The 23,545-nt window shown below is 69.9% G+C and carries 20 protein-coding genes; 17 read left to right on the forward strand and 3 right to left on the reverse strand.

All coding sequences use genetic code 11. The features are described 5' to 3' along the window. The first annotated feature begins 18 nt into the window (after window positions 1-18). Genes JOE46_RS01005 through JOE46_RS01015 form a run of 3 tightly spaced genes read left to right on the forward strand, consistent with a single transcriptional unit; the run spans window position 19 to window position 3,733 of the window. Window positions 19-2,544: a sensor histidine kinase KdpD gene (locus JOE46_RS01005; protein ID WP_257017546.1), complete on the forward strand. Its 2,526-nt coding sequence runs from the start codon at window positions 19-21 to the stop codon at window positions 2,542-2,544. After that, window positions 2,541-3,221 carry a response regulator gene (locus JOE46_RS01010; protein WP_027499265.1) on the forward strand — a complete coding sequence of 227 codons (681 nt, stop codon included), beginning with the start codon at window positions 2,541-2,543 and terminating at the stop codon, window positions 3,219-3,221. Before JOE46_RS01005 ends, JOE46_RS01010 begins: the two co-directional genes overlap by 4 nt. 56 nt (window positions 3,222-3,277) lie before the next feature. Then, window positions 3,278-3,733 (forward strand): OsmC family protein, encoded by a 456-nt coding sequence (locus JOE46_RS01015; protein ID WP_097212656.1) that lies wholly within the window; start codon window positions 3,278-3,280, stop codon window positions 3,731-3,733. Window positions 3,734-3,838: 105 nt separating this feature from the next. On the opposite strand, the gene JOE46_RS26195 is transcribed toward JOE46_RS01015, so the two are convergent. Beyond that, window positions 3,839-4,129, reverse strand: coding sequence for a hypothetical protein (locus JOE46_RS26195; RefSeq protein WP_245220881.1), 291 nt, complete (start codon window positions 4,127-4,129; stop codon window positions 3,839-3,841). Window positions 4,130-4,178: 49 nt separating this feature from the next. Here JOE46_RS26195 and JOE46_RS26900 point away from each other — a divergent pair, with 49 nt between their 5' ends. The 6 genes from JOE46_RS26900 to JOE46_RS01045 all read left to right on the forward strand — a co-directional run bounded on the left by JOE46_RS26900 (window position 4,179) and on the right by JOE46_RS01045 (window position 8,485). Continuing rightward, a complete protein-coding gene (locus JOE46_RS26900; protein ID WP_307861238.1) occupies window positions 4,179-4,991 on the forward strand; it encodes an SMP-30/gluconolactonase/LRE family protein in 813 nt (270 codons plus the stop codon). 10 nt (window positions 4,992-5,001) lie between these two features. After that, window positions 5,002-5,286, forward strand: coding sequence for an acylphosphatase (locus tag JOE46_RS01025; protein WP_097212657.1), 285 nt, complete (start codon window positions 5,002-5,004; stop codon window positions 5,284-5,286). A gap of 148 nt (window positions 5,287-5,434) precedes the next feature. After that, window positions 5,435-5,944: a hypothetical protein gene (locus tag JOE46_RS01030; RefSeq protein WP_097212791.1), complete on the forward strand. Its 510-nt coding sequence runs from the start codon at window positions 5,435-5,437 to the stop codon at window positions 5,942-5,944. Window position 5,945: 1 nt separating this feature from the next. After that, window positions 5,946-7,112 (forward strand): glutathionylspermidine synthase family protein, encoded by a 1,167-nt coding sequence (locus tag JOE46_RS01035; protein ID WP_209925895.1) that lies wholly within the window; start codon window positions 5,946-5,948, stop codon window positions 7,110-7,112. A 42-nt stretch (window positions 7,113-7,154) separates the two neighbouring features. Beyond that, the gene (locus tag JOE46_RS01040; RefSeq protein ID WP_097212659.1) at window positions 7,155-7,610 is read left to right on the forward strand and encodes a DUF350 domain-containing protein; all 456 of its coding nucleotides are present in this window, start codon (window positions 7,155-7,157) and stop codon (window positions 7,608-7,610) included. Between the two features lie 38 nt (window positions 7,611-7,648). Continuing rightward, window positions 7,649-8,485 carry an SDR family oxidoreductase gene (locus tag JOE46_RS01045; protein ID WP_209925898.1) on the forward strand — a complete coding sequence of 279 codons (837 nt, stop codon included), beginning with the start codon at window positions 7,649-7,651 and terminating at the stop codon, window positions 8,483-8,485. Window positions 8,486-8,489: 4 nt separating this feature from the next. On the opposite strand, the gene JOE46_RS01050 is transcribed toward JOE46_RS01045, so the two are convergent. After that, entirely contained in the window at window positions 8,490-10,040 is a 1,551-nt protein-coding gene (locus tag JOE46_RS01050; RefSeq protein WP_269588234.1) for an APC family permease, read from the reverse strand. A 78-nt stretch (window positions 10,041-10,118) separates the two neighbouring features. On the opposite strand from JOE46_RS01050, the gene JOE46_RS01055 reads away from it, so the two are divergent. From JOE46_RS01055 to ftsY, 3 genes are all read left to right on the forward strand, one after another. Then, window positions 10,119-10,895 carry a VOC family protein gene (locus JOE46_RS01055; RefSeq protein ID WP_209925901.1) on the forward strand — a complete coding sequence of 259 codons (777 nt, stop codon included), beginning with the start codon at window positions 10,119-10,121 and terminating at the stop codon, window positions 10,893-10,895. A gap of 96 nt (window positions 10,896-10,991) precedes the next feature. Beyond that, entirely contained in the window at window positions 10,992-14,609 is a 3,618-nt protein-coding gene (smc, locus tag JOE46_RS01060) for a chromosome segregation protein SMC (protein WP_209925912.1), read from the forward strand. 83 nt (window positions 14,610-14,692) lie between these two features. Beyond that, window positions 14,693-16,120, forward strand: a complete 1,428-nt coding sequence (gene ftsY, locus JOE46_RS01065; RefSeq protein WP_097212662.1) for a signal recognition particle-docking protein FtsY — start codon at window positions 14,693-14,695, stop codon at window positions 16,118-16,120. 9 nt (window positions 16,121-16,129) lie between these two features. Here the strand turns inward: ftsY and JOE46_RS01070 are convergent, their stop codons facing one another. Beyond that, the gene (locus JOE46_RS01070; RefSeq protein WP_257017549.1) at window positions 16,130-16,741 is read right to left on the reverse strand and encodes a TetR/AcrR family transcriptional regulator; all 612 of its coding nucleotides are present in this window, start codon (window positions 16,739-16,741) and stop codon (window positions 16,130-16,132) included. Between the two features lie 98 nt (window positions 16,742-16,839). Here JOE46_RS01070 and JOE46_RS01075 point away from each other — a divergent pair, with 98 nt between their 5' ends. From JOE46_RS01075 to JOE46_RS01095, 5 genes are all read left to right on the forward strand, one after another. Then, a complete protein-coding gene (locus JOE46_RS01075; protein WP_097212664.1) occupies window positions 16,840-17,985 on the forward strand; it encodes a hypothetical protein in 1,146 nt (381 codons plus the stop codon). Beyond that, window positions 17,978-19,009: a phosphotransferase family protein gene (locus JOE46_RS01080; protein ID WP_097212665.1), complete on the forward strand. Its 1,032-nt coding sequence runs from the start codon at window positions 17,978-17,980 to the stop codon at window positions 19,007-19,009. The genes JOE46_RS01075 and JOE46_RS01080 overlap by 8 nt, the downstream gene beginning before the upstream one ends. 321 nt (window positions 19,010-19,330) lie before the next feature. Then, complete coding sequence (locus JOE46_RS01085) at window positions 19,331-20,638, forward strand: ammonium transporter (protein ID WP_179800619.1); 1,308 nt, start codon at window positions 19,331-19,333, stop codon at window positions 20,636-20,638. A 5-nt stretch (window positions 20,639-20,643) separates the two neighbouring features. Then, window positions 20,644-20,982, forward strand: a complete 339-nt coding sequence (locus tag JOE46_RS01090) for a P-II family nitrogen regulator (protein WP_005240467.1) — start codon at window positions 20,644-20,646, stop codon at window positions 20,980-20,982. Further along, complete coding sequence (locus JOE46_RS01095) at window positions 20,972-23,500, forward strand: [protein-PII] uridylyltransferase (protein ID WP_209925921.1); 2,529 nt, start codon at window positions 20,972-20,974, stop codon at window positions 23,498-23,500. The genes JOE46_RS01090 and JOE46_RS01095 overlap by 11 nt, the downstream gene beginning before the upstream one ends. The last annotated feature ends 45 nt before the right edge of the window (window positions 23,501-23,545 follow it).

Consider the following 23,545-nt stretch of genomic DNA (forward strand, 5'->3'; position numbering starts at 1 on the left):
CTGGTGGATGATGACGGAGTGAGCAGTACGGGTTCCTGGGACGGGTGCAAGCGCGGTGAGCTGCGCATCTATCTGGGCGCCGCCCCCGGGGTGGGCAAGACGTTCGCGATGCTCGGCGAGGCCCATCGCCGTCGCGAACGAGGCACCGATGTGGTCGCGGCCGTGGTGGAGACCCACGGCCGCGCCCGCACGGCCGCACAGATCGGCGATCTCGAGGTGGTGCCGCCGAAGCTGATCGACTACCGCGGCACCACGATGGGCGAACTGGACGTGGATGCGGTGCTCCGCCGCAGGCCGGCGCTGGTGCTGGTGGACGAGCTCGCCCACACCAACACTCCCGGCAGCCGCAACGAGAAGAGGTGGCAGGACGTCGAGGAGGTGCTCGCCGCGGGCATCGACGTGCTCAGCACGCTCAACGTGCAGCACCTCGAGAGCCTCAACGACGTCGTCCAGCAGATCACCGGGGTGACACAAAGGGAGACCGTTCCCGACGCGGTCGTGCGCGCGGCCACCCAGGTCGAGCTGGTGGACGTGACCCCGGAGGCGCTGCGCCGCAGGCTCTCCCACGGAAACATCTATGCCGCGGAGAAGGTGGACGCGGCATTGAGCAACTATTTCCGTCGCGGCAACCTCACCGCGTTGCGGGAGCTCTCGCTGCTGTGGGTCGCCGACCAGGTGGATGCGGCGCTCGCGAAGTACCGTGCGGAGAACAAGATCACCGACACCTGGGAGGCCAGGGAGCGGGTGGTGGTGGCCGTCACCGGGGGACCGGAGTCGGAGACCCTGGTGCGCCGGGCCGGCCGGATCGCCTCGAAGTCCAGTGCCGAGCTCATCGTCGTGCACGTGGTGCGCGGCGACGGGCTGGCCGGGGTGTCCGCGCCGGAGATGGGCAAGGTGCGCAAGCTGGCGACCAGCATCGGCGCGAGCCTGCACAGCGTGGTCGGCGACGATGTGCCGTCGACCCTGCTCGAGTTCGCGCGCGCGGCCAACGCGACCCAGCTGGTGCTGGGGACCTCCAGGCGGTCGCGCTGGGCCCGCATCCTCGACGAGGGCATCGGCGCGGCCGTCGTGCAGCAGTCCGGCTCGATCGACGTGCACATGGTCACCCACGGTGAGTCGAGCACGCCACGCAGGCTGACCCCGGTCGGAACCCGTTCGCGCAAGATCCTGGCCTGGGTCGCCGCGGTCCTGGTGCCCTCGGCGGCCGCGCTGGTCATGGGAGCGGTCGACCGGCACCTCGGCTGGGGGGGCGAGAGCGCGCTGTTCTTCATCGTCGTGCTCCTCGTCGCCCTGCTCGGCGGCGTGGCGCCCGCGGCACTGTCCGCGCTGATCTCGGGCCTGCTGCTCAACTACTTCTTCACCCCGCCGGTGCGTAGCTTCACGATCGCCGAGCCGGACAACTTCATCACCACGGTGGTGCTGTTGGTGATCGCCGTCGCCGTGGCCGTGCTGGTGGACGCCGCCGCGAAGCGGGCAAGGGAGGCGCGCCGGGCGTCGAAGGAGGCGGAACTGCTCGCCCTGTTCGCCGGGTCGGTGCTGCGTGGGGCGGACCTCCCCGCACTGCTGGAGAAGGTGCGGGAGACCTACGCCCAACAGTCGGTGAGCATGATCCGCCGCGAGCACGGGGTGGTGAGCTCGGTGGGACCGGCCCCGCTCACGACGGTCGACGAGGCCGACACCGTGTGCGAGGTCAACGACGGCGAGTACGCGCTGGCCCTGCGGGGCGGCGAACTGCACGCGCGCGACCGACGGGTTCTGCTGGCCGTAGCGAATCAGGCGGTGGGGTTGATCCGGCAGAGCGAGCTCGCCGAGGAGGCCAGCCAGGCGAAGGCTCTCGCGGAGGCGGACCGGCTGCGACGCTCGCTGTTGTCCGCGGTGAGCCACGACCTGCGGACGCCGCTGGCGGCGGTCAAGGCCGCGGTCTCGAGCCTGCGCAGCGACGACGTGGAGTTCTCGCCGGAGGACACCGCGGAACTGCTTGCCACGGTGGAAGAGTCGGCCGACCAACTGACCAATCTGGTGGGTAACCTGCTCGACTCCTCGCGGCTGGCGGCGGGCGTGGTGCGCCCGACCCTGCGCCCGGTCTACCTGGAAGAGGTGGTCCATCGCGCGCTGGTCGGCGTCGGGATCGGCGCGCCGGGAATCGGCCGGGCTGGACCGGACCGGGTGAAGGTCGAGGTCGGCGGCAACGCGGTGATGGCGGACAGCGGACTGCTCGAGCGGGTACTGGCGAACCTGGTGGACAACGCGCTCCGGTACGCACCCGACTCGATGGTGCGGATTGCCGCGGCTCCGGTGAAGGACCGGGTGCTGATCACGGTTGCGGACACCGGCCCGGGCATCGCCCGAGGTGCGGAGGATCAGATCTTCGACTCGTTCCAACGCCTCGGCGACCGAGACATGTCCACCGGGGTCGGCCTTGGGTTGTCGGTGGTGCGCGGTTTCGTCGAGGCGATGGGGGGAAGCGTCAGCGCCACGGATACACCGGGCGGTGGGCTGACAATGGTGGTGGACTTGGCCGGTATCGGGAAGGTGACTGTGTGACACGGGTGCTGGTGATCGACGACGAACCGCAGATCCTGCGGGCGCTGCGGATCAATCTGAGCGTGCGGGGCTACGAGGTGACCACGGCGGCGACCGGGGCGGCGGCGCTGCGGGCCGCCGCCGAGAAGCACCCCGAGGTGATCGTGCTCGACCTGGGTCTGCCGGACATGGACGGCATCGAGGTGCTGGCCGGGCTCCGCGGCTGGTCCACCGCCCCCGTGATCGTGCTCTCCGCGCGCACCGACTCGGCCGACAAGGTGGAGGCCCTCGACGCGGGCGCCGACGACTACGTCACCAAGCCCTTCGGCATGGACGAGTTCCTGGCACGCCTGAGGGCCGCGGTACGGCGGCACTCCGCGGCCACCGATGTGGGCGAGCCGGTGGTGGTGACCGAGTCGTTCACCGTCGACCTGGCCGCGAAGCGGGTGATCAAGGACGAGCGCGAGGTGCATCTGACGCCCACCGAGTGGGGGATGCTGGAGATGCTGGTGCGCAACAAGGGCAAGCTGGTCGGGCAGAAGGAATTGCTGCGCGAGGTGTGGGGCCCGTCGTACGCCACCGAAACCCACTACCTGCGTGTGTATCTCGCGCAGCTGCGCCGCAAGCTGGAGCGGGATCCCTCGCAGCCCAAGCATCTGATCACCGAATCCGGGATGGGGTACCGCTTCCAGGTGTAGCCGAGTGGCGCCATGTCGGCTGCGGAGCCGACCGCGGCGGATGGCAGGATTCGGGTATGGCTGATCAGACTTCCGCTAGTACCCCCGCCCAGCCGGCCGCGTCCACCGAGTTGTGGGTCGAGCGCACCGGGACGCGCCGCTACACGGGCCGCAGCTCGCGCGGCGCGGAGGTGCTGATCGGGTCGGAGAGCGTCGACGGCGTGTTCACCCCCGGTGAGCTGCTCAAGATCGCGCTGGCCGCCTGCACCGGCATGAGCTCGGACCTGCCGCTCTCGCGCAGGCTCGGGGACAACTACGACGCGACAGTCCGGGTGTCGGGCGCGGCGGACCGTGAGAACGAGGTGTACCCGCGGCTGGACGAGGTTCTCGAGGTCGATCTCAGCGAACTCGACGCCGAGGCGCAGGAGCGTTTGCTCACTGTTGCGCTCAAATCCGTGGACAAGGTGTGCACGGTCGGACGTACCCTGAAAAATGGCACCGTGGTGAACCTGACGGTTGAAACTGATTCGTGATCAAATAGGCGCCATGTTGCTCTCTCGTGTTGCGATGGTCGGTGCCCTGGTGGCAACCGGCGCGATCGTGGGTGCCCCGATCGCCGTCGCCCAGCCCGCTCCCGTTCAGCCTGCTCCGACTCCCGCGGAGCCCGCGGCCACGACGACGCCCACTGTCGCGCCGCCCTTCTCGCTGCCCGGCCTGACCTCGCCGTTGCCCGGAGTTGCCGCGCCGACCACGACGGCCGCACCCGTCGCGTCGACCACGACGGCCGCGCCCGCCGTCGCGCCGACCACCTCCGCCGCACCTGCGGCCGCGACGCCCGCCACCGCGGCGCCGACCGCGGCGCCGGTGACGTCGACGCCCGCGAGCTCGGCACCCGCGCCCGCCGCCGCGACCACGACGCCGTCCGTCACCACGACCACCGCTGCCGCGCAGTCGTGTACGCCGTGGACGGCGAGCGAGGTGGCCAGCGGATTCGGGATGCTGGAGAACCTGGCGTTCGACGGCCGCGGAAAGATGCTGCTGTCCGAGGGCACCCTGTTCGGCGACGGAGCCATCCGCACGCTGTCCCCCGGGGGCAAGACCGGCACGCTGGTCTCGGACTTCACCGGGCCGGGCGGCATCGTCGTCAGCGGTGACAACATCCTGTTCACCACAGGGAACAACGCGATGGCGGGCCTGTCGAACAGCAAGAACGGAACCATCGAGTCCCTCGACCTGGACACCGGCGAGCAGACCACCGTGGCCAAGGGGCTGACGATGCCGAACGGGCTGGCCAAGCTGGCGAACGGTGACCTGCTGGTCACCAGGAACCTCGGGTCCGACCAGGGTCTGACCCGGATTCCGGCCGCACAGCCGGGCACCCCGGCGTCGGTGCGTACCGACCTGGGCTCCGCCAACGGCCTCGCCGTGTCCGCGGACGGCGCAACTGTCTACGTCGGCAACACCTTTGACTCGAACACCGAGATCCGGGAGCTGGACGCGACCGATCTCAAGGGCGCGGTCCACACCATGAAGGTCGCGGGATCCGGTTCCTCGAACGCGGGCGACGACCTCACCGTCGGGGCCGACGGCAACATCTACATGGCGCTCAACGGCGCGGGCAAGGTGGTTCGGGTCGACCCCACCACCGGCTCCACCTGCGAGATCGGCTCCGATCTGCCGCTGACGAGCTCCGTCCGGTTCGGATCCGGCCCCGGCTGGGATCCGGCGGCGTTGTACACCACCAGCTTTGACGGCAGCGTGCACAAGCTCGTGCCGCCGAAGAGCAGCTGAGCGAGCTCCGATGCGCCCACCGGAACCGGTGCGCCTGACCGCCTGGGTCCACGGGTCGGTTCAGGGCGTGGGGTTTCGGTGGTGGACGCGGTCGAGGGCGCTCGAACTCGGCCTCGTGGGACATGCCACCAATCGCCCGGACGGCCGGGTGCTGGTGATCGCCGAGGGGCCCCGGCCGCAGTGCGAGCTGCTGCTGGAGCTGCTCCGGTCCGGTTCCACGCCCGGCCGGGTCGATCTCGTGGTGGAGAGCTGGTCGGACGCCGCCGGAAACCTCACCGGTTTCGACGAACGCTAACCTCGGTGCGATGACGTCACAGGATGGGGAGGGACGAGTGGGACCGGATCAGGGCGGACCGGACGACCGGAACGGGGCAGGCGAGACCGGCGGTACGGACGGGTCCGGCGCAGGCGACGAGGCCGCGCAGGCTCCCGGCGGCGGCCGGATACGCCGTCAGGAACCCGGCAGCACCGTGCCCCGTCCGCCGACGGTCGGCGAGGCGCGCGCCAGGGACAAGGCCCGCAAGGACCGCGCCGAGCAGGAGCGGCTGGCCGCCGAGGCCGAGGCCAAGGCCGAGGAACGCCGACGCAAGCGGAAGAAGGGCCTGATCGGCGGCGTCGCGGTGGTCGGCGTGGTCGGACTGGTCGCGCTCGGATACACCGCGCTGTCCTCGGACGAGGTCCAGGCCACCTGCATCGACCCGAACACCGAGGTCGAGGTCGACGAGTCGTACTGCACGACCGGGACGCCCGGCACCGGCGGCATGGCGGGCATGTTCATCTTCGCCGGCTCGCCGTACCGCTATTACTACGGCGGCAGCGCGGGCGGCGTCGGCACGAAGGTGACCGGGGGCACCGTCGTCACACCCAAGGGCACCACCATCACCACCAAGTCCGGTACCACGATTCAACGCGGCGGGTTCGGCAGCAAGTCGACCGGCAGCGGCGGGAGCTGACGTGCGCAGAGTTCGATCCACCCCGCGTCCGGGGTGGCAGAAGATCGTCGAATCCCAGGGCCTGGTGTACGGCACCCCGGCTCGTCTCGGCGACGGCACCGCCCGCCCCTACTGGGACGAGTCGGTGCACTACGAGTTCGACATGGACGAGATCCTGGCGATCGAGGCGGATGTCGAACTGCTGCACTCGATGTGCCTCAACGCGGTCGAGCACGTGATCCTCACCGAACGGTTCGCGGACTTCGGTCTGCCGGAATGGACCTGGGGCCCGATCGCCGAGTCCTGGCGTCGCGGCGACCCGCACGTCTACGGTCGATTCGACCTCCGCTATGACGGTCGCCGTCCCGCGAAGCTGCTCGAGTACAACGCGGACACACCGACCACCCTGCTCGAAGCGTCCATCCTGCAATGGCATTGGCTCAAGGACACTCACCCCGACGACGACCAGTGGAACTCGCTGCACGAGGCGCTGGTCGAGCGGTGGGGAGCGATCCGCGACCGGCTGCCCGGCGACGAGGCGCATTTCTCCTGGTCGTCGGCGGATGCCAGCGGCGAGGACAACATCACCGTCGCGTACCTGCAGGAGACCGCGGCGGAGGCGGGGCTGAACACCGTGGCGCTCGCGATCGAGGAGATCGGCTACGACGAGGACCTGCACCGGTTCGTCGACCTCGAAGAGGCGCCGATCTCGACCCTGTTCAAGCTGTACCCCTGGGAGTGGGTGCTCGACGACGACTTCGGGAAGAAGGCGCTCGCGCTGCTCCCGGAGACGATGTGGGTCGAGCCGCTCTGGAAGACGTTGTTGAGCAACAAGGCGATCCTGGCGGTGCTGTGGGGCATGTATCCCGGGCACCCGAACCTGTTGCCCGCCTATCTCGACGACCCGCACGAGCTCACCGAGTACGTGCGCAAGCCCAGGCTCGGCCGGGAGGGCGCGAACATCTCGGTGGTGGGCGCGGGCATGGAGACGACCACCGGCGGCATCTACGGTGACGAGGGCTTCGTCTACCAATTGCTCGATCCGCTACCGGTATTCGACGGCATGCGCCCGGCTCTCGGGGCCTGGATCGTCGGCGACACGGCCGCCGGTCTCGGCATCCGCGAGACCTCCGGACTGATCACCGATGACGGCGCGGCCTTCGTGCCGCACCGGATTCCGCAGCCGTGACCGCACTCTTCGAACCCGATGCATACCGAAACGGAGCGATTGATGACGACTGAGGTGCTCGCCCTGAGCAGCGATTACTGGTCCGATCTGGGCAGGGGCGTCTCCGCGATCGCGCTGTACGCGATCGTCGGTCTGCTGCTGATGGTCCTCGGCTTCTACGCCATCGACTGGACCACGCCCGGCCACCTGCGAACGCTGGTGCGCGAGGGCAGACCCAATGCCGCGATCGTGACGTCGGCGGGCATGGTGAGCATGGCGCTGATCATCGTGCTGGCGATCTACGCCTCCTCCGGCAGACTGGTCGAGGGCCTGATCTACACGCTCGTCTTCGGGCTGTTGGGGATTGTCGCGCAGGTGTTCTCGGTGCGATTCATCGAGCTCGTCACCGGCATCGACATCGGCGAGGTGCTCGCCGAGGAGCGCTTCACCCCCGAGGTGCTCGTCGTCGCGGCCGCGCATCTCGCGCTCGGTCTGATCGTCGCGGTCGCCATCCTGTAGGCGTCCCCACTCCCACGGGCCGGGAGTCGGTTGGCGGCATGAGTGAATTCCTCGGACGTGTCGCGGTCGTCACCGGCGCAGGCTCCGGCATGGGGCGAACCCTCGCACTCGGTCTGGCTCGCCGCGGGGCGCGACTGGCGGTTTCCGACGTCGACGCCGAGGGACTCGCCGCGACCGTCGGGCTGCTCGAGGAACTGGGTGCCGAGGTGAGATCGGACCGGCTCGACGTGTCGGAGCGCGAAGCGGTCCTGCACTATGCCGACGCCGTCGTCGAGCATTTCGGCGTCGTCAACCAGGTCTACAACAATGCGGGCATCGGCTTCTCCGGCTCTATCCTCGAGTCCGAGTTCAAGGACATCGAGCGGGTCCTCGACGTCGACTACTGGGGAGTCGTCAACGGCACCAAGGCCTTCCTGCCGCACCTCATCGCGTCGGGCGACGGCCACGTGATCAACACGTCCAGCCTCTACGGCATCCTCGCCCTGCCCCGCCAGAGCGCCTACAACTCCGCGAAGTTCGCGGTGCGCGGGTTCACCGAGTCGTTGCGGCTGGAGATGTTCGCGGGTGGGCACCCCGTGCGCGTCACGTGCGTGCACCCGGGCGGCGTCAAGACCAACGTCGCCAACAACGCAGGGCACGCGGGCCCGACGAAGGACGAGGCCGAGACCGCGCTCTACAACGAGAAGCTGCTGAGGATGAGCCCGGAGAAGGCGGCGGAGATCATCCTCGACGGCGTCGCGAAGAACCGAGCGCGCGTCCTCGTCGGCAACGATGCCCGCGGCCTGGACCTCATGGTGCGCATTCTCGGTTCGTGGTACCAGCGGCCCATGTTCGAGGTGCTCAAGCGGGTCATGCCGCCCACGAAGCGCACCTGACGCCTCAGACGACCGGCTCGCGGTCGCGGGCCTCGGGTTCGGGGAGTCGGCGTTCGATGATCTCGCCGTCGAAGAACCGGCGATCGCGGCCGCGCCACCACCACATCAGCGGCAGGCCAAGCAGCATCGACCCCACACCGAGGATGAACACACCGCCGATCTGCCAGTGCGGGGCGAAGGGCAGCGTCCAACTGGTCTCGCCGTAGTCCGAGGCGAACGAGGTCACCGCCGTCCATGCGGCCGAGAACAGCAGCATCGCGCCGCCGAGGAGCGGGAGGATGCCTCGCATCCACAGCTCGCGCGGACCGTCGCGCAGGGTGTCCCGGTACAGCCACGCACAGGACACACCGGTGATGCCGTAGTAGAAGCCGACGGCGATCCCGATCGCGGAGACCGAGTCGAAGATCAGGTTGCCCGCGGAGACGAAGTTGAACGCGATGTAGAGGCCGGCGGACACCGCACCCATCGCGAGGGTGGACACCGTCGGGGTCAGAAAGCGGGGGTGCACCTTCGCGAAGCTGTCCGGCAGCGCCTTGAAGACGCCCATCGACAGGGTGGTGCGGGCCGTCGGCAGGATGGTGGTCTGCGTCGACGCGATCGCCGACGTCATGATCATCAGCAGCAGGACGTGCACCAGGATCTGCCCGAGCATGCTCTCGCCGAACACCGCGGTCCCGAGCGCGGCGAAGATGTCGTCCACGTGTTCGGGGTTGGCCAGCCCGGTTCCCTCCTCGCCGATCCCGGCGAAGGACTGCGCCGCGACGGTGACGAGCACGTACAGGGCGACCAGCACGATCGTGGAGATCACCGCCGAGCGGCCCGGCGTGCGCCGCTTGTCGACGGTCTCCTCGTTGACCGAGACCACCGAGTCCCAGCCCCAGTAGATGAACACCATCAGCAGGATCGCGTTGACGAACGTCGAGAAGGATCCGATCTCGAACGGGTTGAACCAGCTCCACTGCGGGGTCAGGGCCGCGGCACCCGCATTGCCCAGCCACACGCGGATCAGGGCGACCACCGCGAACAGCACCAGCGCGACGAACTCGATCGTCAGCAGCACCGACTGGAAGCGTGCCGAGATGTCGATGCCGCGAAAGCACAGGTAGGTCATGGCGACCATGAACGCCACCCCGAGCAGCAGCACCCAGACGCTGGTGGCGTCGCGGCCGATCCCCTCCGCGCCGAACAGCAGGAAGGTGTACTGGCCCGCGACCTGGGCCATGCTCGCCATCACCAGCACGTCCGCGACGACGATCGCCCAGCCGGCCATCCACCCCCAGGACGGGCCGAACGCGCGGGTGGCCCAGACGAAGGTGGTGCCGCAATCCGGGTCGGCGCGGTTGAGCTCCTTGTAGCCGAACGCGGCGAACAGGATCGGGACGAACGCGAGCAACGCGACCACCGGGGCCTGCAGCCCGACAGCCGCGACGACGAGGCCGAGGGTGGCGGCGATGCTGTAGGCGGGGCCGGCGGAGGCCACCCCGATCACCACGCTGGAGGTCAGGCTCAGGGCCCCCGCCCTGAGCCCCTTGGAACTGGTCACATCATCGATCACTCGGGGGAGAGTAATGCAGGGTCCGTGTCGGCGCCGAAGGCTAGCGTCGACGGCGTACCCGACAGTTGAGGAGTAGCGATGAGCGCCGTCACGACGAACCAACCGCTTGGCACCCCCACCTGGATCGACCTGGGCATCCCCGACCTGGATCGGGCGATGTCGTTCTACGGGCAGGTCTTCGGCTGGGAATTCGACATCGGCCCCGAAGAGGCCGGGCGGTACACGATGTGTCTGTTGCGGGGGAAGAAGGTCGCCGCGCTGATGCCGAACCCCGACGAGAACGCGACCGAGTTCTGGTGGAACGTCTACCTGGCCACCGACGACCTGGATGTCACCGTCGCGCGATCCAGGGACGCGGGCGGTGTCGTGCTGGTCGATCCGATGGACGTGATGGGGCAGGGTCGGATGGCGATCGTGCGAGACCCCTCGGGCGGACAGTTCGGGCTGTGGCAGGGGCAGGCACACGTCGGCTGCGAGTTGGTGAACGAGCCGAACACGCTGCTGCGCAACGATCTGGTGACGCCGGACCCCGGCCCGGCGCGCGACTTCTACGCCGCGGTGTTCGACTTCACGCTGGACGGGAACGAGGACCTGCCGGGCATGGACTTCACGTTTCTGCGCAGGCCGGACGGGCACGAGATCGGCGGCATCATGGGCGACCCGGCGGCACCCGCATCGGCCTGGGGCACGCTGTTCCAGGTCACCGATGCCGACGTGGCCGTGGCCGCCGCGCGAGCGGCGGGAGGCGCCGCGGACGACCCGACCGACATGCCCTACGGGCGGACCGGGGAGATCACCGACCCGTTCGGCGCCAGGTTCACCGTTGGTTCCCCGGCCCAGGGCGCATCGGGGTAGGGCCTCACCCCTGCCGCGGGCGAAGGCCCAGGTCTTCGCCCCGGCACGGCGTTCAATGGCCGATTCGGTCGGTGCGGTGCAGTAACGTCATTCGCCATGCATCTCAAGAGTCTGACGCTGAAGGGGTTCAAGTCCTTCGCGTCCGCGACGACTCTGCGGTTCGAACCGGGCATCACCTGCGTGGTGGGACCGAACGGGTCCGGCAAGTCGAACATTCTCGACGCCCTCACCTGGGTGATGGGCGAGCAGGGCGCGAAGGCGCTGCGCGGCGGCAAGATGGAAGACGTCATCTTCGCCGGCACCTCCGGCCGGCCCCCGCTCGGCCGCGCCGAGGTGACGCTCACCATCGACAACTCCGACGGCGCGCTGCCGATCGAGTACTCCGAGGTCTCGATCACCCGGCGGATGTTCCGCGACGGCGCGGGCGAGTACGAGATCAACGGCACCTCGTGCCGGTTGATGGACGTCCAGGAGCTGCTCAGCGACTCCGGTATCGGCCGGGAGATGCACGTCATCGTCGGTCAGGGCCGCCTGGCCGCCATCCTGGAGTCCCGCCCGGAGGACCGCCGCGCGTTCATCGAGGAGGCCGCGGGCGTCCTCAAGCACCGCAAGCGCAAGGAAAAGGCCGTCCGCAAGCTGGACTCCATGCAGGCCAACCTCGCCCGCCTGACCGACCTCACGACCGAACTGCGTCGTCAGCTCAAGCCGCTGAGCAGGCAGGCCGAGGTCGCGCGCCGCGCGCAGACCGTGCAGGCCGACCTGCGCGACGCCCGGCTTCGGTTGGTGGCCGACGACCTGGTCACCCGGCGGGCCGAGCTGGCATCGCAGTCCCAGGACGAGGCGATGGCCCGAGCCCAGCAGGAGCACGTCCAGACCGAGCTCGAGGCGGCGTCCGCGGAGCTCGGCGCCCACGAGCAGGCCCTGGCCAGGCTGACCCCGAGCGCCGAGGCAGCCGGGCAGACGTGGTTTCAGCTCTCCGCGCTGGCCGAGCGGGTCAACGCCACGATCAGGATCGCCGCCGAACGTGCCCGCCACCTCGACAGCGCACCCACCTCGAGCCGCGGGCAGGACCCCGACCAGCTCGAGGCGCAGGCCGAACGCGTCGCGGCGGAGGAGGCGGAGCTGGTGGCCGCGGTCGAGATGGCCAGGGCCACCCTCGATGCGGCGAAGGACACCCTGACCGAGTACGAGGAGGCCTCCGCCGCCGCCGAGCGGGCGCACATGGCCGCCGTCCGGGCCATCGCCGACCGTCGCGAGGGCCTGGCCCGGCTCTCCGGCCAGGTGGACACCCTCCGCAGCCGCGCGGACTCCGTCGACGCCGAGGTGGCGCGACTGACGCTGGCGATCGAGGACGCGCGCGCCCGCGGCGATGCGGCACAGGCGGAATTCGAAGGCGTGCAGGCGCAGATCGGCGATCTCGACGAGGGCGAACTCGGGCTCGACACCCAGAACGAACGCGCCGTCGCCGCGCTCGAGGCGGCCACCGCCCGGGTCACCGAACTGCAGGACGCCGAGCGGGCCGCCGGCCAGGAGGTCGCCTCGCTGCGGGCCAGGATCGAGGCGCTCTCGATCGGACTGCAGCAGAAGGACGGCGCCGCCTGGCTGATCGAACATCGCTCCGGTGAGGGATTGATCGGCCCGCTCGCCGGGATGCTCCGCATCCGGCACGGCTATGAGGTCGCGATCGCCGCCGCGCTCGGGCCCGCCGCCGATGCCATCGCGGCCCAGACGGTGGCGGCCGCGCGCTCGGCCGTCGCTGCACTCAAGGAGGCCGACGGCGGCCGGGCCGCACTGGTGGTCCGGGACGGCACCCAGGCGTCGCCGCGGGAAGAAGCCCCGCTGCCGGGATCCGCGCTGCGCGCCCTCGACCTGGTCGAACACCCCGACAACCTGCGCGGGGCGCTGAGCGCGCTGCTCGGCGAGGTGGCCGTCGTGGACACTCTGGAGGAGGCCGCGGACCTCGTCGCCGGACGACCCGGCGTGCGGGCGGTCACCAGGGACGGTGACCTCCTCGGATCCGGCTGGATGACCGGCGGCTCCGATCGGCGACCCTCCACCCTCGAGGTGCAGTCGGCCATCGACGCGTCCACGGCGGGCCTCGCGGACGCCGAGCGCCGTGCGGACGAGCTCTCCGCCGCGTTGTCGGGGGCCACCACCGAACGCGAGCACCGCGCCGAGTCCGCCGAGCAGACCCTGGCCGCGCTCAACGAGTCCGACGCCGCCCTGTCGGCGATCTACGAGCAGCTCGGCAGGCTCGGCCAGGTGGCCCGCGCCGCGCACGCCGAGTCCGAGCGGCTGGCAGGCCAGCGCACCGCGGCGGAGACGGGCCGTGAGGACGCGGTCGCGTCGCTGCGCGAGCTGGAGGATCGCCTGGCGCTGGCCCAGCAGGAGCAGTCGCTGGACAGCGATCCGGCGGCCGGGGACCCCAGCAGCGGCGAGCGCGAGGCCGCGGCCGCGGCGCTCGCCGAGGTGCGGTCCGTGGAGATGGAAGCGCGCCTGACGCTGCGGACGGCCGAGGAACGGGCGGAATCCGTTCGCGGCAAGGCGGATTCGCTTCGGCGCGCGGCGCAGGTGGAACGCGAGGCACGGGCCCGCGCCGAACGGGCGATGGCCGCGCGGCAGAACGCGGCCGCGGTCGCCGCCGCCGTCGCGGAGTCCGGCAGGCGGGTGGCGGCTCACCTGGAGGAGGTGGTCGCGGCGGCGGTGGCGCACCGCGACGAGCTGACCCGGCAACGCACCGAACGCACACAGCAACTGGAGACGGTCAAGGAGCGGGTGCGGCAGTACACCGGACAGCTGACCGCGCTCACCGACGCCGTGCACCGCGACGAGGTGGCCCGGGCGCAGGCCGCGCTGCGGATCGAGCAGCTCGAGCAGACCATCTCCGAGCAGCACGGTATCGGCCTGGACGACCTCGTCGCGGAGTACGGACCCGACGTGCCGCTGCCGCCGTCGGCCCTGGAGATGGCCGAGTACGAGCAGGCGCGCGAGCGGGGCGAACAGGTGGTGGCGCCCGCGCCGATGCCCTACGACCGGGACACCCAGGAGCGGCGGGCCAAGCGGGCCGAGCGAGATCTCGCGACCCTTGGCAAGGTCAATCCGCTTGCGCTGGAGGAGTTCGCGGCGCTGGAGGAGCGCTACAACTTCCTGTCCACCCAGCTCGAGGACGTCAAGACCGCGCGCAAGGACCTGCTCGGGGTGGTCGCCGACGTCGACACCCGGATCCTGCAGGTGTTCACCGAGGCATGGGAGGACGTCGAGCGCGAGTTCGTCGGGGTCTTCGCGAAACTGTTCCCCGGCGGCGAGGGCAGGCTGGTGCTGACCGACCCGTCCGACATGCTCACCACCGGCATCGAGGTCGAGGCGCGTCCGCCCGGCAAGAAGGTCAAGCGCCTCTCGCTGCTCTCCGGTGGCGAGAAGTCGCTGACCGCGGTGGCGATGCTGGTGGCGATCTTCCGCGCCCGTCCGTCCCCCTTCTATGTGATGGACGAGGTCGAGGCCGCCCTCGACGACACCAACCTCCGGCGCCTGATCGGCCTGTTCGAGCAGCTGCGCGAGAAGTCGCAGCTGATCGTCATCACGCACCAGAAGCCGACCATGGAGGTGGCCGACGCGTTGTACGGCGTCAGCATGCGCGGTGACGGCATCACGCAGGTCATCTCGCAGCGCATGCGGGGGCAGAACCTGGCCGTTCCCCAGCCGGTCGCGGAGTGATGCGCTGCGCGTCGATCGCTCGCTGACCGGGTGATCTCCCGTCGCCTCTCTGCGCCGGATCGGTGCCTGAAAGGATGGGGGGCGTGACTACCGGAGCTTGGATCGCAATCGCGGCCGTCGTGGCCGTCCTTCTCGTCGCGCTCGTCGTGGGCTGGGCGCTGTACCGGAGGCGGCGGGTCAGCCTGCAGCCCACCCAGCCGGCGCCCGGTGAACTGGGGGAGACGAAGGACCGTTCGGGCGGGTACAAGCCCGCGAGCGGGATCAGCTTCAGCCAGGGTGCGACGGCCACCGCGCCGCCCGTGTCCCGGCCGACCCCGCCGCAGGCGCCGCCGGTGACGCCGCCGGTCGAGGAACCGGTCACGGAGGTGCTGCCCGTCGAGACTGCGCCCGTCGAGCCCGCGCCGCCCGTCGAGGCTGCGCCGGTCGAGCCCCCGCCGGCCCCCGTCGAGGAAGTCCCCGTCGAGGAGGCTCCGGAGGTCGCTCCCGCTCCGCCGGCCCCCGCCGCGCCCGCCCCGGTCGAGCCGGCCCCCGTCGAGGAGGCGCCTGCGGCCGCTCCGGCCCCTGCCGTTCCCGCCCCGGTGGAGGAGATCGAACCGACCGCGGGACGGCTCGACCGGCTGCGCGGCCGGCTCTCGCGCTCGCAGTCCGCGGTCGGCAAGAGCCTGCTGGGTCTGCTCGGCGGCGGCGACCTGGACGAGGACTCGTGGGAGGAGATCGAGGACACTCTGCTGATCGCGGACCTCGGTAGCGCCACCACCGAGCAGATCATGACCCGACTGCGCTCCGAGCTGGCGGCGGGCAGCGTCAAGTCCGAGGCCGACGCCCGAGCCCTGCTGCGCACCGTCCTGATCGAGGCCCTGCACCCCGAGTTCGACCGCTCTATCAAGGCGCTGCCCCACGATTCGACCCCCGGCGTCCTCCTGGTCGTCGGAGTCAACGGCACCGGCAAGACCACGAGCACCGGCAAGCTGGCGCGTGTGCTCGTCGCGGACGGTCGCCGGGTGTTGCTCGGCGCCGCCGACACCTTCCGCGCGGCCGCCGCCGACCAGCTGCAGACCTGGGCCGAGCGGGTGGGCGCCGAGGTGGTGCGTGGTCCCGAGGGCGGTGACCCCGCCGCGATCGCGTTCGACTCGGTGACCAAGGGCATCGAGACCGGTGTGGACGTGGTGATCGTCGACACCGCAGGCCGGCTGCACACCAAGACCGGGCTGATGGACGAGCTCGGCAAGGTCAAGCGCGTGGTGGAGAAGCGCGCCGTCGTCGACGAGGTGCTGTTGGTGCTCGACGCCACCGTCGGCCAGAACGGCCTGATGCAGGCCCGGGTGTTCGCGGAGGTCGTTGACATCACCGGAGTGGTGCTGACCAAGCTCGACGGCACGGCGAAGGGCGGCATCGTCTTCCAGGTGCAGCACGAGCTGGGGGTGCCGGTGAAGCTCGTCGGGCTGGGGGAGGGCGCGGACGACCTCGCGCCGTTCGAGCCGGGCGCCTTCGTGGACGCGCTGCTGGGCTGACCCGAGGGGTCAGACCCCGGACTCGGCGAGCACCGTCAACGCGTCCGCGGTCCGGGCGCAGAACGACTCCGCGTCGATCAGCCCGACCGTGAGCCCGCGCATGGTCGTGGCCGACATCAGCAGGTCGAAGACCGCGTTCGCGGTGACCTGCGTGGCCTCGGCCGTGCGCTCCGGCGCGGCCGAGGCGAGCAGCTCGGTCATCGCCTCCCTGGCGGGCAGCTCGGCGCGGCCGACGAGCCGTTCGTAGACGCCCTCGTGGTGGTGATAGGCCGAGAGCAGGCCGGGGATCGCCGACCGGGTCGCTGGTTCCGCGATCCGGTCGAGGAACATCCTGGTCCACGCGAGCAGGTCGGCGTGCAGGTCGCCGGTCGCGGTGGGCAGGTCCACGTCCTGCATGCCGAAGATCGCGTCCTCGACGATCGATTCCCTGGTCGCCCAGCGTCGGTAGATGGCGGCGGTGCCAACCTTTGCGCGCCGGGAGATCGCCGAGATGGTGGTCTTCTGGTAGCCCGTTTCCGTCAGCAGCTCGCGGGTGGCCTGGAGGATCGACCTGTCGACCTCGGGGTCGCGGGGCCTGCCCGCGCCCGGTTGCTGAACCTGCCGATCCCTCTGTTCGCTCACATCGGCGGACAGTACCGGAGAGATTTCGCCGAAATCATTACGATGCGACATGCTCCGTATTATATTTCGGGAATCATCCGATTCACGAAGGGCTCGCCATGATCACCCCGCACGACGAACTGCTCATCCACCAGCTCCCGACCACGCTCGACCACGTCTCGCAGAGCGACCTGCGCTGGACCGAGCGCATCGTGATGTACGGCTTCGACAAGTCCGGCGAGATCAGCATCATGACCGGCATGGCGAAGTACCCGAACCGCAACGTTCTCGACGCCTACGCCATGGTCACCCGCAAGGGCGAGCAGGCCCGCGTCGTCCGCCTGTCCACCGAGCTGAACCCCCAGACCGGGGCACTGAACGCGTTCAGCGTCGGCCCGTACACGTACGAGATCGTCGAGCCGCTGCGCAAGGTGCGCTCCACCGTCGAGTCCAACGAGCACGGCCTGAGCCTGCAGCTCGACTTCAGCGGCGACTTCCCGGTCTACGAGCAGACCGCGGCCTTCCACCGCAGCCGCGGCCGGGTCCGCGAGGATGCGCGCCGGTTCTACCAGAACGGCACCATCACCGGCTGGATCGAGATCGACGGCGAGCGCATCGAGATCGACCCCGAGAACTGGTGGTTCGGCCGGGATCACTCGTGGGGCGTGCGCCACGGCGGCGGCGGCGGCAGCCTGCCCGAGGGCGGGAACATGCAGCCCTCCGAGGTGCCTGCCGGCGTCCTCTATTACATGGGCATCTTCCAGTTCGACGACGAGGTGGTGCACTTCGCGCAGCGCGAGACCCACACGGGGGAGCGTTGGCAGTTCGAGGGCGAGGTGCTCTTCCCGATCGACTCCGGCAAGGAGCCGCTGCCGATCATCGACGTCGAGCACGACCTGGACTTCCGCGACGACCTCCGCGTCGTCAAGTCCGGCACGTTCACCGTGCACCGCTCGGATCGCACGACCGACGTCATCGAGGTCAAGCCGGTGTGCGACTTCTGGCCGGGTCTGGCCGGGTACGACGAATACAACGGCTACGCGTCGGGCATGTACCGCGGCAAGGACTTCAGCGACAGCTTTGAAGTCGACATCACCGACGTCGACGAGATCCGCAAGGTGAGCATGCTCAGCGAGACGCTCGTCGAGGTCCGGATGGGTGACAAGGTCGGACACGGCCTTGTGGAGATGGTGTTCATGGGAGTGAACCCGCGCTACGGCTACACCGACTGGAGCGCCAACCGAGCCGGCAAGAACAATGGCTGAGCGGGTCGCGCAGGAGGAGCTGGCGGCCGCCCTCGAACCGATTGTCCAGCAGCGTATTCCGGGCGCACAGAACGCGAAGATCGTCGACTGGAAGCGCACCGAACGCGGGTTCTCCACCGAGACCTACCTGTTCGACCTCGAGGGCGCCGAGCACGAATCGGCCGGGTACGTCTTCCGACGGCCGCCTGAGATCTCGCTGTTCCCGGATTACGACCTGCGGCGCCAGTACCTGGTCTCGGAGCGGCTCGCGCCGACCGATCTCCCGGTCCCCAGCGTCCGGTGGATCGACGCGGACGACAACCCGCTCGGCACGCCGTACTACGTGATGGACCGCATCGGCAATGCCGAGGCGCCCAGCGACTTCCCGTCGTACCACACTGCAGGCAATTACTTCGAGGCCGACGAGCAGGGTCGGGCGAAGATGTGGTGGGAGTGCATCGAGACGATGGCGCAGGTGCATCTGCTCGATCCCGAGGAGCTTCGGCTCGGGTTCCTGGCGATGCCGAAGTTCGGGGACAAGCCGGTCGAGCAGATCGTGAACTACCTCGACTGGGCCGTGCGCTGGGCGGCGCCGGAACTGCCCCCGGTGATGGAGAGGGCCCTTGCCTGGCTCAAGGCCAACCTCTACGAGCCGGAGCACGTGACGCTGGTCTGGGGCGATGCCCGCATGTCGAACATCCTGTACACGCCGGAGCTGTCGGTCGCGGGTGTACTCGACTGGGAGATGGCGTACCTGGGTGACCACGAGGCCGACCTGGCCTGGGTGCTGTTCCTGGACTGGGCGTGCAGCGAGAACGAGGGGCATCCGACCCTGCCCGGCACCCCGACGCGGGAGGAGACCGTCGCCCGCTACGAAGAGTTGACCGGCTGGAAGGTACAGAACCTGCTGTTCAACGAGGTGCTCGGCGCGGTGCTGCTCTCGGTGCCGCTGCTGCGCTTGTCCACCCACCTGAACCTCGGTGACAACGTCAGCATCAGCGGGTTCTGCATGGCCCGACTCGAGCAGCTGCTCGCCGGGGAGTGAGGGGGGGTCACGGGGGCGCCCTCTCGGCGCCCCCGTGACCGTCGGAGGACGCCTAACGAATGAGTAACGAAGCGGCCCGGGCTCGCCCGGCTCGGCCTCCGCACAGGGAGATTCACTTGGGCGACAGGTTCGTGAAACGCAGAAGCAACACATTCCCCCGATGCGTTCACTCGAGCGAAACACGACAGCGCCACAGCTGAAACACCGGATCAGCAGTCTTCACACCAAGTCGAAAGCCGCAAGGAGCGGGACGACAGAAGGAGGAGGCTCAACGTGGAATTTCCCACAATCGGGGCGCCGGACACCGGAGACACCGCGTGGATGCTGATGAGCGCCGCGCTCGTGTTGCTGATGACGCCGGGGCTCGCATTCTTCTACGGCGGCATGGTCCGGGCCAAGAGCGTTCTGAACATGATCATGATGAGCATCGGCGCGATGGGCGTCGTGGGCATCCTCTGGGTCCTGTACGGCTACTCGGTGGCCTTCGGCGAGGACAAGGGCGGCCTCTTCGGTGACCCCTTCCAGTACTTCGGCCTGAAGGGCATCTTCGGCGGCGCCTACCTGGCCGACGCCGACACCGGCGCAGGCGTGGCCATCCCGCTGGTCGGCACCATCCCGGCAACCGTGTTCGTCGCCTTCCAGGCGATGTTCGCGATCATCACCGTCGCCCTGATCTCGGGCGCGGTCGCCGACCGACTCCGGTTCGGCCCCTGGCTCCTGTTCGCGGGCCTGTGGGCCACCATCGTGTACTTCCCGGTGGCGCACTGGGTCTTCGCCTTCGACGGCGTGACCGCGGAGAAGGGCGGCTGGATCGCCAACCAGCTCAAGGCAATCGACTTCGCGGGTGGTACCGCGGTCCACATCAACGCCGGCATCGCCGGCCTGGTCCTCGCCATCGTCCTCGGCAAGCGTCGGGGATGGCCGGGAACGCCCTTCCGTCCGCACAACCTGCCGTTCGTGATGCTCGGCGCGGCGCTGCTGTGGTTCGGCTGGTTCGGCTTCAACGCGGGATCCGCGGTGGGCTCCAACGGGATCGCCGGTGCCACCTTCCTCACCACGGTGATCGCCACCTGCGCCGCAATGCTGTCCTGGCTGCTGGTCGAGCGGATCCGTGACGGGCACGCCACCACCCTCGGCGCCGCCTCCGGCATCGTCGCAGGTCTGGTCGCCATCACCCCCGCCTGCTCTTCGGTGAACGTGCTCGGCGCGCTGGCCGTCGGCGTGGCCGCGGGCGTCCTCTGCGCCCTCGCGGTCGGCCTGAAGTACCGCTTCGGCTACGACGATTCGCTCGACGTCGTCGGTGTCCACCTCGTCGGTGGTCTGGTCGGCACCCTGCTGATCGGCTTCGTCGCGACGGAGGAGGCGCCCGCGGGCGTCAAGGGACTGTTCTATGGTGGGGGCTTCGACCAGCTGTGGCGTCAGGCTGTCGGTGCGGGTGCGGTTCTGCTGTACTCGCTCGTCGCCACGACGATCGTCGCGCTCATCGTCAAGTACACGATCGGCCTCCGGGCCAGCGATGAGGCCGAGTCGCTCGGCGTGGACGAAGCAGAACACGCTGAGAACGCATACGATTTCGCCGCGCTCGGCGGAAGCTCGGTACCGGGGCGCTCGACCGTCAGGGAGGCATGAGAAATATGAAGCTGATCACCGCAATCGTCAAACCGTTCACCCTCGAGGACGTCAAGACCGGCCTGGAGCAGGCCGGGGTGCTCGGAATGACCGTCAGTGAGGTCCAGGGCTACGGCCGTCAGAAGGGCCACACCGAGGTGTACCGCGGTGCCGAGTACTCGGTCGACTTCGTGCCCAAGGTGCGCGTCGAGGTCGTCGTCGACGACGCCGCCGTGGACAAGGTCGTCGAGGTCATCGTCGAGGCCGCTCGTACCGGGAAGATCGGAGACGGCAAGGTGTGGGTATCGCCCGTCGAATCCGTCATCCGCGTACGTACGGGTGAACGGGGCGCGGATGCGCTCTGACCCAACAGGGTCCGGATCTGGTGGCCCCGATCCCGCCGCGACGTCGGCGGGGTCGGGGCCACCCGCGTCCGGTGGCATTGTTGCCGCCGACGATCTGGTCCGTGCCCGGAAGCAGTTGCTGGACGGTGGTTCCCGGAGCCGCCGCCTCGACACGGTCGCCCTCCGGCAAGCGCTGGTGGACCTGCACGAATTCTGGCTGACCACCAAGGGGGCAGAGCTCGGCATCAAGCCGGACAGCGGATTCGCGATCGTCGCCGTCGGCGGGCTGGGCCGCCGCGAGCTGCTGCCGTACTCCGACCTGGACCTGGTGCTGCTGCACGACGACCTGGACCCTTCGGTCGTCTCCGAGGTGGCCGACCGGCTCTGGTATCCGTTGTGGGACGCGCACATCAAGCTCGACCACAGCGTGCGGACCGTCCCGCAGGCGCTGCAGGTGGCGTCGTCGGACCTCACCGCCGCCCTCGGTCTCCTCGAGGCCCGGCACATCGCGGGCGATGTGGAGCTGAGCAACCTGCTGATCGGCGGGGTGCGGCGGCAGTGGCGCACCGGGATCCGTTCGCGTTTCGACGAACTCGTGGAGCAGGCCCGCACGCGGTGGGCACGCAGCGGCGAGATCGCGCACCGGGCCGAACCGGACATCAAGAACGGCCGCGGCGGGCTGCGCGACATCCAGCTGCTGAGCGCGCTGGCGATCGCGCAGTTGACCGACGCGGTGCCGGGCCTCGGCCCACAGACACCTGGCGGCGGACTGGCGTTCGCGCACGAGCGGCTGCTGGACGTGCGGACCGAACTGCACCGGGTGGCCGGACGCGCCCGCGACCAGCTCCGGGCCCAGGACGCCGACGAGATCGGCGCGGCCCTGCGGATAGGGGACCGCTTCGACCTGGCCCGGATGCTCAGCGACTCGGCCCGCACCATCAGCTACTCCGTCGACGTCGGGCTGCGGACGGCGGGCAACGCGTTGCCGCGCCGCGGCCTCTCGCGGCTGCGCAGGGTGCCGGTGCGGCGACCTCTGGACGAGGGCGTGGTCGAGCACGCGGGTGAGGTGGTGCTGGCGCGCGATGCCAAGCCGAACAAGGACCCGGGGCTGATCATGCGGGTGGCGGCCGCGGCCGCGCAGACCGGCATGCCGATGTCGGCCTCGACGTTGAACCGGCTCTCGGACAGCGCGCCCGAGCTGCGGGAGCCGTGGCCGAAGGAGGCCCTCGACGATCTGCTGGTGCTGCTCGGATCCGGCAGGAACACGATCGCGGTGATCGAGGCGCTCGACCGCACCGGCCTCTGGGGTCGGTTGCTGCCGGAATGGGGCGCGATCCGCGACCTGCCGCCGCGCGACGCGGTGCACACGTGGACGGTGGATCGGCACCTCGTCGAGACCGCCGCCTACGCCAGCGGGTTCACCACCCGGGTCTCGCGGCCGGACCTGCTGGTGCTCGGCGCACTCCTGCACGACATCGGGAAGGGCCGCGGCGGCGATCACAGCCTGGTCGGCGCCGAGCTCGCAAATCAGATCGGCAATCGGCTCGGGCTGTGGCCCTCGGACGTGGCCGTGCTCAGCGCGATGGTGCGCTACCACCTGCTGCTGCCGGAAACCGCCACCCGCCGCGACCTGGACGACCCGGCGACGGTCCGGATGGTCGCGGAGGCTCTCGGCGGTGACACGGTGCTGCTCGAACTCCTCTATGCGCTCGCCGAGGCCGATTCGCTGGCCACCGGTCCTGGTGTGTGGGGGGACTGGAAGTCGTCGCTGATCCGGGAACTGGTCCGGCGCTGCCGGATGGTGATGGCGGGCGAGCAACTGCCGACTCCTGACCCGATCGACCCGGAGCACGCGGCGCTGGCGGCGGACGGGGGCGTGCACGTGCTGTTGCAGCCCGCGGAGGGCGCGCACACCTACACCGTCACCGTGGTCGCACCGGACACCCCGGGCCTGCTCTCGGACGCCGCGGGCGTGCTGGCGCTGCATTCGCTGCGCGTGCTCTCGGCCTCCCTCGGCAGCCACGAGGGGGCCGCGGTGAACTCGTTCACCGTTGCGCCCCGGTTCGGTGCGCCGCCGCAGGCCGGGCTGCTGCGCCAGGAACTGATCCGGGCAATCTCCGGCGAGCTCGACCTGGTCGCGATGCTCGAGGCGAAGGAGCAGCAGTCGCTGGCCGAGCAGGCGCTCGAGCGGGGCGCCGAGGGCGTGCCCGTCCAGTACGCGCAGGCGCCGCCGCGGATCATCTGGTTCGACACCCCGGTGGACGGCCAGGTGATCCTCGAACTGAGGGCCGAGGACCGGCTCGGCCTGCTGTGCCGGCTGGCGAGCGTGCTCGAGCGCCACGGTGCCGACATTCGCTGGGCGCGGGTCTCCACGCTCGGCGCGTCGGTGGTCGACGCGTTCTGCCTGCATCTCGGCGACACCGACTCGCGGGTCACCAGGGAAGAGTTCGAGGCGGCGATGCTCGCGGTGGTTCCGGCGCCCCGCCCGCGCACGAGCGAGGGCGCCGGGGATGGCGCCACGGACGGGGGCGCCGGGTAGAGCGGCTAGGCTTGACCGAAACGCCCACGCGACAGCCAGGAGCCC

Source organism: Rhodococcus sp. PvR099, assembly GCF_017833315.1.
Classification (GTDB): Bacteria; Actinomycetota; Actinomycetes; order Mycobacteriales; family Mycobacteriaceae; genus Rhodococcus_G; species Rhodococcus_G oryzae.